Source organism: Paenibacillus sp. cl123 (genome assembly GCF_900101595.1).
Lineage (GTDB): Bacteria > Bacillota > Bacilli > Paenibacillales > NBRC-103111 > Paenibacillus_G.
This window is the reverse complement of record NZ_FMYY01000004.1, coordinates 133,019-148,542: the sequence shown is the minus strand read 5'-3', so window position 1 is coordinate 148,542 and position 15,524 is coordinate 133,019. Positions and strand designations below refer to the sequence as shown.

Here is a 15,524-nt window from a genome sequence, read left to right as displayed (position 1 = left end):
GCCTACTCCTCCATCATTTTCATTATCGGACTAAGCTCCGCTTGTCCGTTTTTTTGCTTCGCGGTTCAGCATGACCATACAAGTCGCAATAACGGCCAACCCGGCGCTGACCGCATACATGAAGCTGTAGGAAAAGCGGTCCGCCAACGGCCCCATCGCCATTCCTCCCATCGACACGCCAAGATCGGCCATGGCAATAAACCATCCGATCCCTACATTGCGGGACGAACTCGGCAAAATAAAGGTCAAGTACGACACCAGCGTCGGGTACAGAAGCGCTTGCGCCATACCGATCAGCACCGCCGCCCCATAGAAAACGACTGGCCCCCATGCTTGCGACAGCGACAACAGCCATGTCCCGAGCGCCGCAAACAGGCAGACCGCGCCAATAAACCGGGCATGCCAGTTGCCGTCGGAAGGAATCCGTTTGCTGTAAGCAAACCGGCTGACCACGATAACGGACGCCTGTATCATCAAATACACGCCCGCCTGTCCGTAGGCAACCTGCTTGGCGTACAAAGGAATAAACGTGCTGACCGCCCCGAATACAACAGAAGCGGTCAACATCAGCACGCTGCACACAAGCAGCGGACGCTGAGCGGAGAGCTGACGCAGCGCTCCCTTCTGCTCCGCAGTCGCGTCTTCTGACGGCCGGACCTGGTGCATGGGCACGTTGTAGCCAAACAAGCCTGTCACCAGCGCAAGGCCGATCATGGCAATGGTGAAAGCGTTCATGCCCCCCCATTCCCATAGCCCGATCGCAAGGAGCGGACCGATAACGGTCGGCATATACGTAAACAAGGAATAGAGCGACACGCCCTGGGAGCGCTGCTCCTCCGGCAAGGCATCGATGATTCCCATCTGAAGCGCCATAGAAAAAAAGGCTGTGCATACGCCCTGCATGATCCGAGCGGCCATGTAGCCTCCCAATCCCGAAAACGGATATAGGACAAGAGCCAGGCCGTTCACGATCAACAGGATGCGAAGCACGGGGACAGGTCCATGCTTATGAATCAAATGGCCGGCCCATGGCCGAAAAAACATGCAGGTGAACATATAAGCGCCCATAATAAAGCCGACCTGGCTATTGCTTGCCCCGAGCGATTCACTTTGCAAAGGCACAATGACATTCAAAATGGCATTGGCGCTAAAAAACAGCAAAGCAAGCGCGTATAAGCGCAAAAACGGTGCTGTAAGAGCTTGATTTCCCTTCATGCCGACAACCTCCGGCCTCGTCTCTTATACAAGGCTCAATCCGATGTTTGGTTGCACATTACCTGTGCACGGCCCTGTTACTCATCTCCGCATTTATACTCAGCGTAGTTTCCGGCACATCCAAGCTTTGAATCAAATCCGGCCGGTAGTTGGCCTCATCGGTCGGACACAAGCTCCAGGGCTGCAATTGCCGGGCCATAGCGCGAATCTCTTCCGTATCGGAGACGGTCGCAAACTCCTGCTCCGTCATCCATTCCTCATTAAACAACGTTTGGATATAACGCTCCCCTCCGTCGGAAACCATGCAGACGACCCGTTCTCCCGGCGCCAGCTCCTGGGCGATTTTGAGAGCGACCAAAGCGCAAGCTCCGCTCGACGGCCCCATCAGAATGCCTTCATGCCGGGCAAACGCACGAGCGGCGAGGAAAGCCTGCTGATCCGTTATTTGATAGGCGCTGTCGATATCCGATAAATGCAGGTTGACCGGCGTCCAGCTCAGACCGATGCCCGGAATACGATAGGGCTTGGCTTGACCGCCAAAAATGGTAGAGCCAGCCGCATCCACGCCGATAATCCGCACGTCCGGCGCATAGGTTTTCATATAGCTTGAGATCCCGCCCAATTGGCCGCCCGTGCTGACCGCCGTGATGAAAGCCGCAATATTGCCGGAGCAGGCATCCAGGATTTCGCGGGCCGTGCTTTTGAAATGCGCTTCGCTGTTCAACATATTAAAGCACTGATCAGGACGGTATGCATATTCGATTTCCTTGGCCAGCTTGTTCGCGAGCGCAATTCTTGTTTTATGATAGCTCCCGGAATCGTCTTGTTCGGTTACAACGATCACTTCCGCTCCGAAACCTTTTAACAGCGCCAAGTTGGCGCTCGTTGTTTTGGGGTCCGCCAAAATAATGACCCGATAACCTTTGGCCGCGCCAATCATAGCAAGCGAGATGCCGAAGTTTCCGCTGGACGACTCAATAATCGTCCCCCCGGGCTTCAGCCATCCTCTTCGTTCGGCTTCCTGAATGATATAGATGGCCGGTCGGTCCTTGATGCTGCCTCCCGGGTTGAATCGTTCGTATTTGAGCAATACTTGGCCTTCATTCGCCTTATTCGTATTGGGAATCGTGATGAGCGGCGTGTTGCCGATCGTTTCCAAAATACTTTGGATCATATCGCTTCCTCCCTTGTATGCCTGGGTCATCCCAATCCGGCTTCCATATCGCCTGCGCATTGGCATAATAATTGCGTATAGGGCTGCTTGCTCTCCTCAAGCAGCCTGCTTGCCTGCCGAACCTCGCAAAAGCTCCCCTTGTTCATGACAGCAATGTTATGGCAGAAGGAGCGAAGCACTCGAATATCATGCGAAATCATCAGGATCGCAAAGCCGTACTGCCGATGAAGACGGTGCAGCAGAGCCAAAATTTGCGCTTGGACGCTCATATCCAGAGCAGACACCGCTTCGTCGCAAATCAGTACTTCCGGCTGCAGCGCGAGCGCCCGGGCAATCGCAATCCGCTGGCATTGGCCCGTGCTTAGCTGCGGCGGTCTCCTGTGCTGCATCTCTCCGGCGATGCCCACTTCGCTCAAATAAACCTTCGCCAGCGCCTCCCGTTCCCGCTTCCCTCCGATGCGATGATAGCGCAGCGGCTCCTGCACAAGCTCCAGAGCCGTGCGGGCCGGATTGAGGCTCGCTCGCGCATCCTGGAAAACAAGCTGGATTCGCTTGCACAGCTCGCGTCTCGATTTTCCTCGCAAGCCGCCGATCGATGTGCCGCGAAATATAATGGTTCCCCCGCTTGGCGACTCCAGACCTGCGATACACCGGGCCAAGGTCGATTTGCCGCAGCCGCTCTCCCCCAGAATGCCCAGAATTTCCTGTTGATGCAGCGTCAGATCGACCTCATGCAGTACCCGCTTGCTCCGATGGAAGGTTTTCCACAGCCGGCTAATTTCCAGCAAAGGCTCGTGCGGCCGCAGCTGCTCGAGCTCCTGCGCGACGCCTGCGATTTGCGCACGGGAGGCAAGCAGGGCGCGCGTGTAAGCCGCCTTGGGCTTCGTGAGTACGGCCCCCGTCTCCCCGTCCTCCTCAATAACGCCTTGGTTCAACACGATGACGCGATCGCTTATCGCATTAGCCACGGCGATATCATGGGTAATCAGCAAAACCGTTAAATCCTGTTCCTTCCGCATGTGCTTTAACAAATCAAGCACTTCCTTCTGACTTACGGTATCGAGCGCGGAGGTGGGCTCATCCGCAATCAATACGGCCGGCTTCAGACAAAGCGCCAGAGCAAGACAAATCCGTTGACACATCCCCCCGCTGAGCTGAAACGGATAGCGCTCCAAAACGCCATGCGGATCGGAAAAATTGAGCGACTTCAGCAGCCTTATGCTGACATCTTGTACTTCATTCGCCGAGGCAAGGCGATGAAAAAGCAAAGTTTCACGGAAATGGTCTTTGATTTTGAGCACGGGATTGAGCGCCTGCTGCGCGTCCTGATAGAGCATCGCAATCCTTCTTCCCCGGATTCGTTCCCATGGCACACGCTTGCCGGCTAAATCGACGATCGTATCGGAGCTGACAGTCAACGTTCCTCCGGCAATCGTTGCGGATGGCGGAAGCAGCCCCGTCAATGCCTTGGCAATCGTCGATTTCCCTGAACCGCTTTCCCCCAGCAGGGAGACAATCTCTCCTTTTTTCAGTTCAAAGGAAAGGTTATCCAGGATGTTGACGAACTGGCGGTTTTGTTGATACGCCACCCGCAGGTTCTGAATACGGAGCATGGCCTTGTCTGCTTGCTTCACCTTCTCCCGCCCTCCTACATGTCTGATTTTTCATAGGGGTCCAGCCGGTCCCTCAACCCTTCGCCAATTAAGCTGAACGCCAGTACGGTCAGCACGATAAAGCCTGCGGGTCCGAGCAAAATATGCGGCGCTTGCAGAAAATGATCGCGTCCGTCCGCCAGCATGCTGCCCCATTCGGGTGTCGGCGGCTGCGCGCCCAGTCCCAAAAAAGAAAGCGCCGCAATGGACAAAATCAAGCTGCCCAGCTCGAACGTCGCCAGAATCAGTACCGGGCTGATCGCTTTGGGAAGAAGCTCCCGCCACATGATGACTCCGCTTGAAGCGCCAAGCACTTTCGCCGCGGCGTACGACACGTCGTTTTTGGCATGCAATACAACGCTTCGCGTCAACCGGGCAAACGCAACCCACCATACCGAGACGACGGCAATAAGCAGGTGGAGAAGGCTTGTGCCGAACAACGCCGCAATGAGCATAGCCAGCACCATAAACGGAAAGGCAAGCAGCACATCGATAAGCCGCATCAACATAACGTCGAGGAGCGAGCCGTGATACATGCCAGCCAGCAATCCGACGACAAGGCCGATGGCAAGCGCGGCGCACAGCGCGGTGACGGATGCCAGCATCGTCTGTTTCCCGCCGTGCAGCGTGCGGGAGAGAACATCTCGGCCAAAACGGTCTGTCCCAAGCGGATGATGGACGCTTGGCTTCTCCAGCCGTTCGGATACTTGCTGTTTTAACGGATCATACGGCGTGAACCAAGACGCACCCGCAATCGCGATCGCCAGCAAACCAAGAATGACAACCCCCGCCATCAGACTGATCGGGCGTTTCATGTTGAACCTATTCATGGGCATCCGCTTCTCCTCTCCGATGGATGCGGGGATCAATCCAGACATACATGACATCAACGAGCAAATGAATCAGGATGACCAGCGATACCATGACCAAGGCATAACCTTGAATCACCGGATAATCTTTCAGCAATATGCTGTCAAGCGCATATTTTCCGATCCCCGGCCAGGAAAAAATACTTTCGATAACAACGGCCCCGCTAATGAGACCCGTCAGCGCAAGGCCGGCCATGGTGACGACAGGAAGCAGCGCATTCCGCAAGGCATGTCTTACGACGCGCTGGCGATCCAGTCCTCTCGAGGACGCGGAAAGCACGTACGTTTGGCCAAGCTCGGATAACAGGTTAGCTCTGATGATGCGGATGAGTTGCGGCGCCCCGATCAGGCCCAGCGTCACAGCCGGAAGCCATAATCTCGCCAGACTGGCCTCGCTGCTAATTTCGTACAGGGGCATGGTCACCGCAAAAAGCGATAATAACACCAACCCCAGCACAAACGCCGGCGTAGAGGCGAGCCCCACGCATGCAAGCCGGATGACGTTATCCTGTACTTTTCCCGCCTTAAGCGCTGAGACCGTTCCGAAAAACAATCCCAGCACAACTTGAATGGTTAGAGCGGAAACGGAGAGGATGGCCGTTGCGGGCAGTCTTTCCGCCATTTCCGTGCCAACCGCTCTGCCCGACTGAATGGACGTTCCCAGATCGCCTTGCAGCAAACGCATAACCCAGGAGGCATACTGGCCGGCCATAGGCTGATCCAGACCAAGCTGCATGCGCAGCTCGGTCACTCTTTGCTCATAGGCTTCCGTGTTGCTCATCGCGACCTCTGTAGAGTAGCCCAGCAGCAATTTGACCGGATCGCCGGGCGCGAGACGAATCAAGACAAATAAAATAAGCGTCGCGCCAAATAAAGTGATAAAAGCCCCGAGCAGTTTTCGCAAAAACAACTTGGCCATGTTCGCAGCCTATTTCGAAACCAGAGAGAGATTGGCGTTCACGACATTTTCGAACTGGCGAAAATGAGCTTCAAAGCCTTGCAAGGATTTGCTTATCGCGGTAATTTGCGGGCGCGGGAACAAGCTGATGGCAGGTGCTTGCTGCGCCACCCGCTCATTGATCTGCAGCGCCAGCTCGCGTCGCGCCGCGTCGCTCGACGCTTTCTCCAGCTTCGACAGCAGTTCATTGGTTTGCGCATCATCGTAACCGCCGTAGTTTGCGCTTCCCTTGGGCGAGAACTGCCCCGTCAGCAAGGCAAACTCTTCGCCAAATGTGCTCCAGGCTTCGATGGAGGCATCCCAATCGCCGGACCCGCGAGCCGTCTCGATCAGGCTGTAGTCCCCGTGCTGCACCTCGGTTTTTACGCCGATTTGCGTCCACTGGCTTTGCAGCGCTTCGCCCAATGCCTTGTCGCCCCCCCAAGTCCTCAAACGCAGTGTCAGCGGCTTGCCGTCCTTATACCGGACGCCGTCTGTTCCCAGGCTCCAGCCTGCCTCATCCAGGAGCTGTCCCGCTTTAGCCGGATCGGGCTTGGCATATATAGCGTTTCGCGCTTCCGCGTACGCAGGATTGGAGCTCAACCAGGTCGCAACCGGAAAGCTTTGCCCTTCGGCGGCCAGCGTGACAAGCTCTTCCCGGTTCAAGGCCCATGACAAGGCTTGCCTCACTTTGACATCCGCGAGCTGCGGTTGTCTAAGATTCAGATATACCGTCTGCGTGTTGGCGGCCGGAGAAGCCGACAAGGTGGTTTCGGCATTGCTTTTGAACTGAGCCAGACTTGCTGCCGGTATGTTTAAGACGACTTGGCCGCGTCCGCTCAGACTCGCCAGCACCCTCGTCTGTTCGTCCTTCATTTCTTCGAACACAATCCGCCGGATCGCAGGCTTTGCTCTCCAGTAGCTTTCATTCCGCTCCAGAACCATCCTCTGCTTCGGAAAAAATTCGACGACTTTATACATTCCGGACAGGTCCATCGTTGATACCGCATCTTGCTTCGCTTCCACATTATGAATAAGGGTCTGGTAGTAGGAAAGATTGAGCGGAACGGGCACATGCTCGCGTGTGGTTTTGACGAGGATCGTCCGATCGTCCGCTTTGTCGAACGTTAATTCCTTCAGAAAAGGCAATGCCTGCAAATCAAGGGCTCTGGAACGCTCCAAAGAGGCGATGACCGCATCGGCATCGATGTTCTTGCCGCTCCAGAAGCGGGGCTCCGTTTTAAGTTTGATCTCCCATGTAGTAGGGTCTACCTCTTTTGCGCTTTCCGCCAGCTCCGGTTCAATCCCGCCCTTGGCATTCACTTTAAACAGTGCCTCCCCGGCTCCGATGAGACGCAAATAGCTGGACGTGAGCGGTTTGACCGGATCAAGGCTGGCCGCAATCTCCTGGCCGACCACAATCAATTCCTGGTTATTCGCCTTGGATGCATCATCCGGCGTGTTCTTTTTCCCTGCTTGCGAATTGGATTGGTTTGCCGTGCTGCCCGTTTGTTGCTCAGTCTTATTGCAGCCGATCAACAATGTAAATATTACGATTATAAGAAGTGCAAAATAACTTCTTTTCATGATATCCCCCACTCTGCCATGACGGTTGAAATATAGAGTTGATCTTCGGTTACACAGCTTGTGCAATGACCTGCATACGTCTTCCCCGCAGCTCCTGACTGAACACAAGCGGACGTTCCTGCTCATAGCGGTCAATATGCGGAGCCGGCTGATCGAACAGATGAAGCAGCCGGAAACCGCTCGATGCGAGATAGTGGGCCAGCTCTTGCGGGAACAGCAAGCGGTGCTGCAAACGCTCGACGATCGGCTTCTCCCCCGGCACAGTCCAGCAGTAATCCCGCAGCAGCAGCTGGTTGACCGGATCGATGCTGAATCGGGTACGTAGCGAGAGCGTTATTCCGTCGACTGCCGTTTGCTCGGTCAGCTCCTCGCTCAGCCATCGCTGTCCTTCCTCCGTGAGAAAGAAAGCGGCATTTCGCATATCCAGATAGAGCAACCCTCCGGCACGGAGATGCTGCCGAAAACATTGCAGGCTGGCGAGTATCGCTTCATTCGTGAAATTGTATAAAAAGGTGCTGCCTACGCAGTACAAGACATCGAATTGCCGCTGCAGCGAGAAATCGGCCTGATTGCCGTAAACAAACTGCGATCCGGGAGCATGCCCCCTGGCCCATGAGAGCATCTCTTCCGAGTTATCCAAACCGACGGCTTCATATCCGGCTTGATTCAAGTAAGCGACCTCGCGGCCCGGACCGCAGCCGACATCCAGCACCGTTTTACCGGTATGAAACTCGGTTAGGAGCGTATGTATGAAATGCGCCATGCTGTTATCATGCTCCCCGTTAAACGCCAGATAAAGCGAAGGGTTGGTATGCAGAAAATTGTCCGTTCCCGTTTTAACCTTCATCCGCCCTTTCCTCCTTTTTGCTCCTGTAGCTATAGAGCCGCGTAGCGCCCGCGCTGAATTGCGTAAAGGGGAACGGCTCGGCAAGCAGCGCCGTAACGCCTTTGTTTACAAATGGAGCAACAACCGCACTCCCTGTCTGCGCGTACACGGTGAGCGGGATCTGCCTTTCTCTGACGCGTTCCAAAATACGATCGAACGTCCCGTTGCCAAGCGTCATGGCCGTGCAAATCACATTGTCGGCGCGGTCCAGCACCTTCTCCATATCCTTCTCCACCGCGTCCCCCCACTGGGTCGCTTCCAGCTGCAGATCGCATGGCAAGCATGTTCCGCCTCTCGCTTGGATCGCCTCCACCAGCGGATTGACGACGCCAATAAGCGCAACGTTTTGCTTCGGCTGTATGCCGGCCATATCCGCGATGAGCGCATCGCGCCGTTTGGCTTTCTGAATCGGCGTTCCGGCCGGGATGTCTACCGCCTGGCTGCAATGCTCGGCATGCGGCCGAGCGACGCCGAGATAAGCGTCCATAGCCGCAATTTGTACGGGCAGCCGCTCATTTCGCAATGCGGCATCCAGAGATAATCCTGACAGTTGTCCTGCCATCTCGGCATCCAACTGACCGGCTGTATAGGAGCAGGCCCCAAAGTAAGACTCCGACCGAAGCAGAACATAATAATTGTGATATTTGATGTTTGAGGAAGGAAATTGCGTCGTCTGGTAAATGCTCGATGATCCCGTCACCGGCAAGTCTTGCGGCGAGGGGCCCCATTCGCCATGCAGGATGGCTTCCCGCAAAGCGGCCACGCTAACATGGGAGGAGATTGGCTTTTGCTTCATGCGCCGCCTCCTGTAGGCTCAAAGCTAAGCTTCAGGCATCCCAATGCTTTTTCCGCAAACAATCTGGCGTTTAGCCCTTCTTTGTCCTCCGCAATGACATGGCCCAAATAGCAGGCGTTATCGATGGGCGCCGAAATGGACTTGCCTGCGCAATCCTCGATTTTGTAGCGCATGACATGCTCGTTCGCAGCCAGCTCCTCAAGCCCCGCCATTTGCGCTACCGTACCGCCTTGAGGGGGAACGAGAAACATGACGGCTGCGCTTGCGATCCCGGTTTCGGTTGGCGTGATGGCCGGTTTCAAACCTAACGAGAGCTCCACAAAAGCCTGAAGCAAATCAACCCCCGTCACACGCCCGATAAGCTCCACGATATAATTGCCGGCTGTTCTCGGATTGATCTCAACGATTCGCGGTCCTTCCGCCGTCAGCTTCACTTCCGTATGGGCGATCCCGTGATCGAAGCCGACCGCTTCCAGCGCGCTGCGGACAAATTGCTTCACAGACGCATCGGTTTCCTCGGTCAGCTTGGCCGGGAACATATGCCCGTTTTCGATGAAATAGGGGCTGCCTGTGACGGATTTATCCGTAATGCCGAGAATCGTCGTTTCGCCTTTGTACGAGATGCTCTCCACACTGACTTCATCGCCACCCATGTAGGCTTCAAGAAGATACGTGCGATCGCGCTCCTGATCTCTGAAATTAAGCGGGAATGCCTCCAGCGCTTCATACGCTTCAAGCAGCTCTTGGCGATTTTGAATAAGGCTGACAAAGGCGCTGGAAGCCAGGTCCACCGGCTTTAAGACAAGCGGATATCCGATGGCTTCCGCAGCAGCTTCCGCCTCCGCCCAGCTTAACGCGAGACGATAGTCCGGGTTGTCCAGACCGGCCTGGTCCAGCAACTGGCGCATAAGATGCTTTTGCCGCACCGCCTTCACTTCATCCGGAAAAGGGCAAGGGAGCTGAAAAGCTTTGGCCACCTCTCTTGCCGCTTCAATGTAGTAATCGCAGACCGTAATGACGCCGTCAAATCGATAAGGCCGCAGAAATGAGATCAAGCTCGGAACATCATTCGTCTCGGTAACGAGAACGGCATCGGCAAATCGTATGACAGGATGCTTCTCCGTGCTGAGCGCGCTCTGGTAATGCTCCGGCTTGCGCGTGACGAAGGTATACGTATGCCCCAGCGATTTCAGAAGTGGCGGCAGCAAGTTTCCGCTTGCTCCAACCCAGCTTTCAATCATAAGAAGATGTGCCATGTGAACCTCCTAGATTAAAATAATGAGTATGATTCTCAATGGATAAAAATGATACACCTCCTTTAATTAGTAATTATTACTATTAAACGAGTATATACTACCCTTCTTTGTATTGTCAATTGTTGTATGCAGCTTGTTTTTCACGATGCCTTATTTTGTGAAATTTGCGCGAAAAACCCGGCCGACGGCCGGGTTCATTGTCCAAAATGAGGCTGTGCGGCTTGCTCGAGACCCCGAGCTTCCTTGATCCTCTCCGTCCGGGCTCTATTCGTTCGACGACTTACCGTCAATTCCCAAGCTTCTTCGCCCACTGCTTCAGGCTGTCCTGCCCGTTGACGTAAATTCGTTTGAGCTGCAAGGGCTCCTGATCCGATGCGGCTCTGCCCTGCTCGATTGTGAAGGCATACCGGAACCCCAGCTCCTTCAAAATCGCCAATGTGTCTTTGTTGAAATCGCCATACGGATAGCAGAAGACATCCGGCTTCACTCCCAGCTCCTCTTCGATCAAGCGGCTGGCCTCCTGAATTTCATGCCGCTGCTTGTCGCGAGAAAGCTTGGACATGCGGGGATGGGTCATGCCATGGGGCTGAATATCCCAGCCCGCTTCTTTCATTTCTTTCGCCTGCTCCCAGGTAATATAGAACGGATCACCGACAGCGCCAGGCGACATAAACAAGGTGGCTGGAAATGCATACTGCTTTAAAATTGGCATAGCGAGCTCATAGTTGTCCGCATAGCCGTCATCGAAGGTAAGCAGCACCGGCTTGGCCGGCCTCTCCAGCTTTTTCTCCAATATTTGCTGAAATGCCGACAATGTCAGGGGCGTGTACCCTTCCTGATGCAAATAGGCCATCTGAGCGGCCAGCAGCTCGGGATCAAGCACGATTGTGCTGCCAGGCTTCTTCCCGATGCTATGATAGTTCAAGACGGGAATCGAGACCGCCTTGCCCGACTCGTAGGCAGCCGCGGCGACCGTCTTCCCTCCCTTGTTCGCCGCCGGCTGAAGGGCAGCCGGTGTCTGAGCTTCCGCGGTCAGGCCGCTCGCGGGAACCGCCGGAATTTCTTCGGCTTTGGGGTGTACTTCAGGCTCGGGGGCAGCGGCCTGCTCTGGCGGTTCAGGCTTGTACGCCGATGGATCGGACATAGGCACTGCGGGAGCAACAAGAAGCTCCGCTTCAGGAAGGGATGGCAATGGCGCCGCCGTGTCCAGGGGCATATGGGGGGCGGAGTTCGGCCAAGCTGACGGCATAAGCGGATTGACGGCCTCCGGACGATCTTCCATGCCGCTGGTTGAGCATCCTGTCAGCAGCATATGAATCAAGGTCATAACGAGGAAGGTTTTCATTAACGTGATCATGACGAACCGTTTCATCAGACACACCCCTTTCCTGCTTCATATAAACCTATGTATATCCGTTTTGCATGGCCCTCATGCATGAAAGCGCTTCACTTCCATTGTACCAACGTGACTGAAAATAAGGAAGGCTCCTCCTTTTGGAACCTTCCTTATTTCATTGGTTGCCTCGTATTGCGCCCAAATCAATTAGCATCATATATATTTAATATTATTAATAATAAATGTCATTATTAAGTTTTGACATCCGTCTTTTTATTCCTGTTTTTGAAGAACGGGAGGGATAGAGCAAAGGATTTGCAAGGCGGCTTCGTCTGGCCCGTCTTGAAGAAATGCAGCGTAGCGTTAATCTCTCCCCCAAGCAAAATGATCATGCTGGACAAGTACAGCCATACCAGCAATACGATAATCCCGCCGAGGCTTCCGTACGTTTTCGTGTAGCTGTCGAACTGGTTCACATAAAACGAGAACAGTATGGAAACGACAATCCAGCCGATCGTGGCAAAAATCGCTCCGGGGATAACCCCCTTGAACTTCAGCCTCAGATTGGGCAAGTAGGCATATACAAGGACAAATAAAGTCCAGAGCACGACGATTGGTATCGCATACTGGAGCACAGCCCATAGCGGGGAAAACACGACCTCGATATGTACGGTTCGGAAGATCCACTCGGCAATGGTTTTCCCGAATACAAGCAGAACAAAGCTAAGCACGATCGCAACCGCCAGTCCCACAGTAGCCAAAATCGACAGCAGGCGTATAAGCCAGAACGGGCGATTTTCCTCTTCGTCATAGGCTTTATTAATGCCCTTAATAACCGCGTTGACTCCATTGGAAGCCGACCACAAAGTGGCGATAAGACCGAAGGATAACAAGGAGCCGCTTCTGGTGCCCTCAATCTCGCTCAGCACTCCGGCGATCGTCTGATTTGACATATCCGGCAGCAGCACGGCCAGTTTGGCGATCGCATCCGAGGTGCTGAAGTCCGTAAAGCTAAGCACAGCCCCGGCAAAAATCAGAAACGGGAAGAAGGACAGGATCAGATAATAAGTTAATTGCGCCGACAGCGCAGGCAGATCGTCGTCTTGAAAGCGGCAGATCAGCGTCTGAGTAAAGTCCATAAGTTTCATGTTGGCCTTGTTCCCCTTTCCGTCGAATTACGAGCCTTCTATTCAGCATAGGCCGTAATGTTTATTTTATTCAAGAATAACCGATTTCGCCCCTTATGACGCAGCAAAACCGGCTCTCGAGAGAACCGGTCCATCCATCTCACGTATGAAATTGCTTGCTTAAATGGCCTGCCGGGCTTAAAGCGGAGCCTGGAGAAACGTGTACGTATCCGAAGGGGTGTCGGCAATAAAGGGGCTGATTTCGCCCAGGCAGAACAGATGCAGCTCGTGCATCGCCCGCGTACAGGCCGTATAGAACAGCCTGCGCTCCGATTCGCGTCCGTAGCTGTCCTTCGACGCATTGTACAGCAGAACCGCGTCAAACTCTACGCCCTTTGCCAAATAAGCCGGTATAACGACCAGTCCCTGCTCGAAGGTGACCGTCTCCATTCCGATCAGCTTGGCCGGGACCTTGTCCTTCAGATGCCGATGCACCAACCGGCTTTCTTCCGCCGTTTTGCAGATCACGGCAAGCGTCCTGTGCCCATCCGCGATTAATTCCTTCAGCTTGGAGACGATAAGCTCCAGCATCTGAGCGGCTTCCCGCGCTAAGGTTACGGTTGGTTTCCCGCCATGCCGGTTGAACGGCTCGATCGTATCTCCGTTGGGCATCATGCCCCGGGTAAAATCTACAATCTGCCTTGTCGACCGGTAGCTTTTGCTGAACAAGACCGTCTGGGAGCTCTCCTTGTCAAACAAGGCCGCCAGTTCGCCAAAACCGTCGCTCTCCGCCGCCTGCACATGGATCGCCTGATTCCAGTCTCCAAGCGCCGTCCACCTGGCCATAGGAAACAGCTGACGCAAATAAGCGAGCTGGATCGGCGAATAATCCTGCGCTTCGTCGATGAAGAGATGCCGAACCTTCAAATTCCGGTGGCTGCCCTCTATCCGGTCTTTAAGCAGCACATAGGCAGTAGCATCTTCACTGGGCAGTTCACCCGCGGAGAGACGCGCAGCCGTATCGGCGCATATAGCCGGCCATTCCTCGGGAAGCTCCACCTCCGGGGCCATTGCGGCAGCGCGGTCAATATCCTGGAACAGCGCGGCATAGGTAGCGGGAAGGTCGATGAAGGACAGCCGTTTGACCCACCGGCGCAGCGGCTTAAAATGCTCGTTGACGACCATGGCCGCCAGCGCCGCTTTTTCCCGGTCAAAATCGTCGAATGTGTTTTCCGAAAACTGCTTTTGGCTGCGAAGCCGGTTATACGCTTCCAAGTAAGCCTCGCTGTCCAGCAGCTCAATCTCATCCTCGACCCATGGAGCTGGCCGTTCGGCCTTGGCGAACTGTCGGAGCTGCTGCTGCAGCCATTCCGTCACATCTACCAATCGGTTCGGAATCGACCAGCTCGGTTCGCAGCTATAAAATTTATCCCGGATCTGGGAGACAGAGATGAGCACCCGATCCCGGAAACGAATATCTTTGAAGACGATGCCTTCCTGCTTGAGACTTCTGACATAAGCCTCCATAAGCTCCAGAAATGTGTTGCCCGCTTTAAACCGTATTCCCGCTTGGCGGGCTGCGTAGTACGGGTGGTCCAGAGCTGTTAGCGCGAATTCGAGCTGCTCGAACGTATTCTCGACCCGGAACGCCTCTCCGACCCGATGTTCGACATATTCCTGGAATGTCGTCTGCTGCATATTGTCTTCCCCGAGCTCGGGCAGCACAGTCGACACATAGCTGTTGAACATCGGATTGGGCGAAAATAGCAGGATATGCTCTGCGCTAAGCGTCTCCCGGTAGCGATACAGCAGATAAGCGACCCGCTGCAGCGCCGCCGACGTCTTGCCGCTGCCGGCCGCCCCCTGCACGACTAGCAGCCGGCTTGTTGTATTCCGGATAACTTGATTCTGCTCGCGCTGTATGGTCGCCACGATGCTCTTCATCTGCGCGTCGGATTGCTTGCCCAGCACCTGCTGCAGCAGCTCGTCGCCGATCGTAATCCCCGTGTCGAACAGACTTACAATCTCGCCGCCGCGAATGATATATTGACGCTTAAGCTCCATCATGCCTTCGATACGGCCCATCGGCGTCTCGTATTCGGCCGGCCCCGGCGCGAAATCATAATACATCCCGGAGACAGGCGCCCGCCAGTCATAGATCAGGAACATTTCACCGTCGTCGTCCAGCAAGGAACCGATCCCTATATAAATGCGTTCAGCCGCGCTCTCTCCGGCCTCCCTGAAGTCGATGCGGCCGAAATATGGCGAATCCTTCAGCCTCTCCAGCACCTGCTGCTGCGCCCTGGCGTGACGATGGCTCCGCTCCCGCTCGGATAACACCTCGGCCTGCTGTTTCATGCTCGCGAACGTCTCAGCGGCTTCCGCAGCATCCTCGAAGTTGACGGTCACATCATCCCAAAATTCCTTGCGGATGGTGACGATCTCCGACTTTACCGTCCCCAGCTGCTCCTGGAGGCGGGAGATGCGGCTTAAGATCAGTGCTCTTATTTCGCTTGCACGCTGCTGTTCCTCCTGCCTCTCCGCATGTTCCTTCGCATTCATGCCTCGTTCTCCTTTACGCTATCGAAATTGTTGGCAATGCCCTCAACCGTCCGGTTCTGCCGGTCGGGACTCCTGTCACTGCAACTTTGCTCGCCATCCTCTCCAGCAGGCGATAACGAAAGCTTGA

General features: G+C 54.9%; 12 protein-coding genes. All 12 read right to left on the bottom strand.

What is annotated here, in order from left to right; all coding sequences use genetic code 11:
• Window positions 1-30: 30 nt before the first annotated feature.
• Window positions 31-1,215: a staphylopine family metallophore export MFS transporter CntE gene (locus BLR08_RS09820; RefSeq protein ID WP_072329027.1), complete on the bottom strand. Its 1,185-nt coding sequence runs from the start codon at window positions 1,213-1,215 to the stop codon at window positions 31-33.
• 58 nt (window positions 1,216-1,273) lie between these two features.
• On the bottom strand, window positions 1,274-2,389 hold the full coding sequence (locus tag BLR08_RS09815) for a cysteine synthase family protein (protein ID WP_072329223.1): 1,116 nt from the start codon (window positions 2,387-2,389) through the stop codon (window positions 1,274-1,276).
• 26 nt (window positions 2,390-2,415) lie between these two features.
• Complete coding sequence (locus BLR08_RS09810; protein ID WP_256257478.1) at window positions 2,416-4,023, bottom strand: ABC transporter ATP-binding protein; 1,608 nt, start codon at window positions 4,021-4,023, stop codon at window positions 2,416-2,418.
• Window positions 4,024-4,037: 14 nt separating this feature from the next.
• Complete coding sequence (locus BLR08_RS09805) at window positions 4,038-4,871, bottom strand: ABC transporter permease (protein ID WP_072329026.1); 834 nt, start codon at window positions 4,869-4,871, stop codon at window positions 4,038-4,040.
• Window positions 4,864-5,829, bottom strand: coding sequence for an ABC transporter permease (locus BLR08_RS09800; RefSeq protein WP_072329025.1), 966 nt, complete (start codon window positions 5,827-5,829; stop codon window positions 4,864-4,866). Before BLR08_RS09800 ends, BLR08_RS09805 begins: the two co-directional genes overlap by 8 nt.
• A 9-nt stretch (window positions 5,830-5,838) precedes the next feature.
• Window positions 5,839-7,434, bottom strand: a complete 1,596-nt coding sequence (locus tag BLR08_RS09795; protein WP_072329024.1) for an ABC transporter substrate-binding protein — start codon at window positions 7,432-7,434, stop codon at window positions 5,839-5,841.
• A 49-nt stretch (window positions 7,435-7,483) separates the two neighbouring features.
• Window positions 7,484-8,281: a class I SAM-dependent methyltransferase gene (locus tag BLR08_RS09790; RefSeq protein WP_072329023.1), complete on the bottom strand. Its 798-nt coding sequence runs from the start codon at window positions 8,279-8,281 to the stop codon at window positions 7,484-7,486.
• A complete protein-coding gene (locus BLR08_RS09785; protein ID WP_072329022.1) occupies window positions 8,271-9,116 on the bottom strand; it encodes a Rossmann-like domain-containing protein in 846 nt (281 codons plus the stop codon). The genes BLR08_RS09790 and BLR08_RS09785 overlap by 11 nt, the downstream gene beginning before the upstream one ends.
• The gene (locus BLR08_RS09780) at window positions 9,113-10,372 is read right to left on the bottom strand and encodes an ATP-grasp domain-containing protein (RefSeq protein ID WP_072329021.1); all 1,260 of its coding nucleotides are present in this window, start codon (window positions 10,370-10,372) and stop codon (window positions 9,113-9,115) included. The genes BLR08_RS09785 and BLR08_RS09780 overlap by 4 nt, the downstream gene beginning before the upstream one ends.
• A gap of 286 nt (window positions 10,373-10,658) precedes the next feature.
• Window positions 10,659-11,744: a polysaccharide deacetylase family protein gene (locus BLR08_RS09775; protein ID WP_256257476.1), complete on the bottom strand. Its 1,086-nt coding sequence runs from the start codon at window positions 11,742-11,744 to the stop codon at window positions 10,659-10,661.
• Window positions 11,745-11,959: 215 nt separating this feature from the next.
• Window positions 11,960-12,856, bottom strand: coding sequence for a YihY/virulence factor BrkB family protein (locus BLR08_RS09770; protein ID WP_072329020.1), 897 nt, complete (start codon window positions 12,854-12,856; stop codon window positions 11,960-11,962).
• 177 nt (window positions 12,857-13,033) lie between these two features.
• Complete coding sequence (helD, locus tag BLR08_RS09765) at window positions 13,034-15,397, bottom strand: RNA polymerase recycling motor HelD (protein WP_072329019.1); 2,364 nt, start codon at window positions 15,395-15,397, stop codon at window positions 13,034-13,036.
• Window positions 15,398-15,524: the final 127 nt, after the last annotated feature.

Coding starts and splice junctions, on each gene's coding strand:
- BLR08_RS09820 (WP_072329027.1), bottom strand. CDS start 1,215: ATGAAGGGAAATCAAGCTCTTACAGCACCGTTTTTGCGCTTATACGCG.
- BLR08_RS09815 (WP_072329223.1), bottom strand. CDS start 2,389: ATGATCCAAAGTATTTTGGAAACGATCGGCAACACGCCGCTCATCACG.
- BLR08_RS09805 (WP_072329026.1), bottom strand. CDS start 4,871: ATGAATAGGTTCAACATGAAACGCCCGATCAGTCTGATGGCGGGGGTT.
- BLR08_RS09800 (WP_072329025.1), bottom strand. CDS start 5,829: ATGGCCAAGTTGTTTTTGCGAAAACTGCTCGGGGCTTTTATCACTTTA.
- BLR08_RS09795 (WP_072329024.1), bottom strand. CDS start 7,434: ATGAAAAGAAGTTATTTTGCACTTCTTATAATCGTAATATTTACATTG.
- BLR08_RS09790 (WP_072329023.1), bottom strand. CDS start 8,281: ATGAAGGTTAAAACGGGAACGGACAATTTTCTGCATACCAACCCTTCG.
- BLR08_RS09785 (WP_072329022.1), bottom strand. CDS start 9,116: ATGAAGCAAAAGCCAATCTCCTCCCATGTTAGCGTGGCCGCTTTGCGG.
- BLR08_RS09780 (WP_072329021.1), bottom strand. CDS start 10,372: ATGGCACATCTTCTTATGATTGAAAGCTGGGTTGGAGCAAGCGGAAAC.
- BLR08_RS09775 (WP_256257476.1), bottom strand. CDS start 11,744: ATGAAACGGTTCGTCATGATCACGTTAATGAAAACCTTCCTCGTTATG.
- BLR08_RS09770 (WP_072329020.1), bottom strand. CDS start 12,856: ATGAAACTTATGGACTTTACTCAGACGCTGATCTGCCGCTTTCAAGAC.
- helD (WP_072329019.1), bottom strand. CDS start 15,397: ATGAATGCGAAGGAACATGCGGAGAGGCAGGAGGAACAGCAGCGTGCA.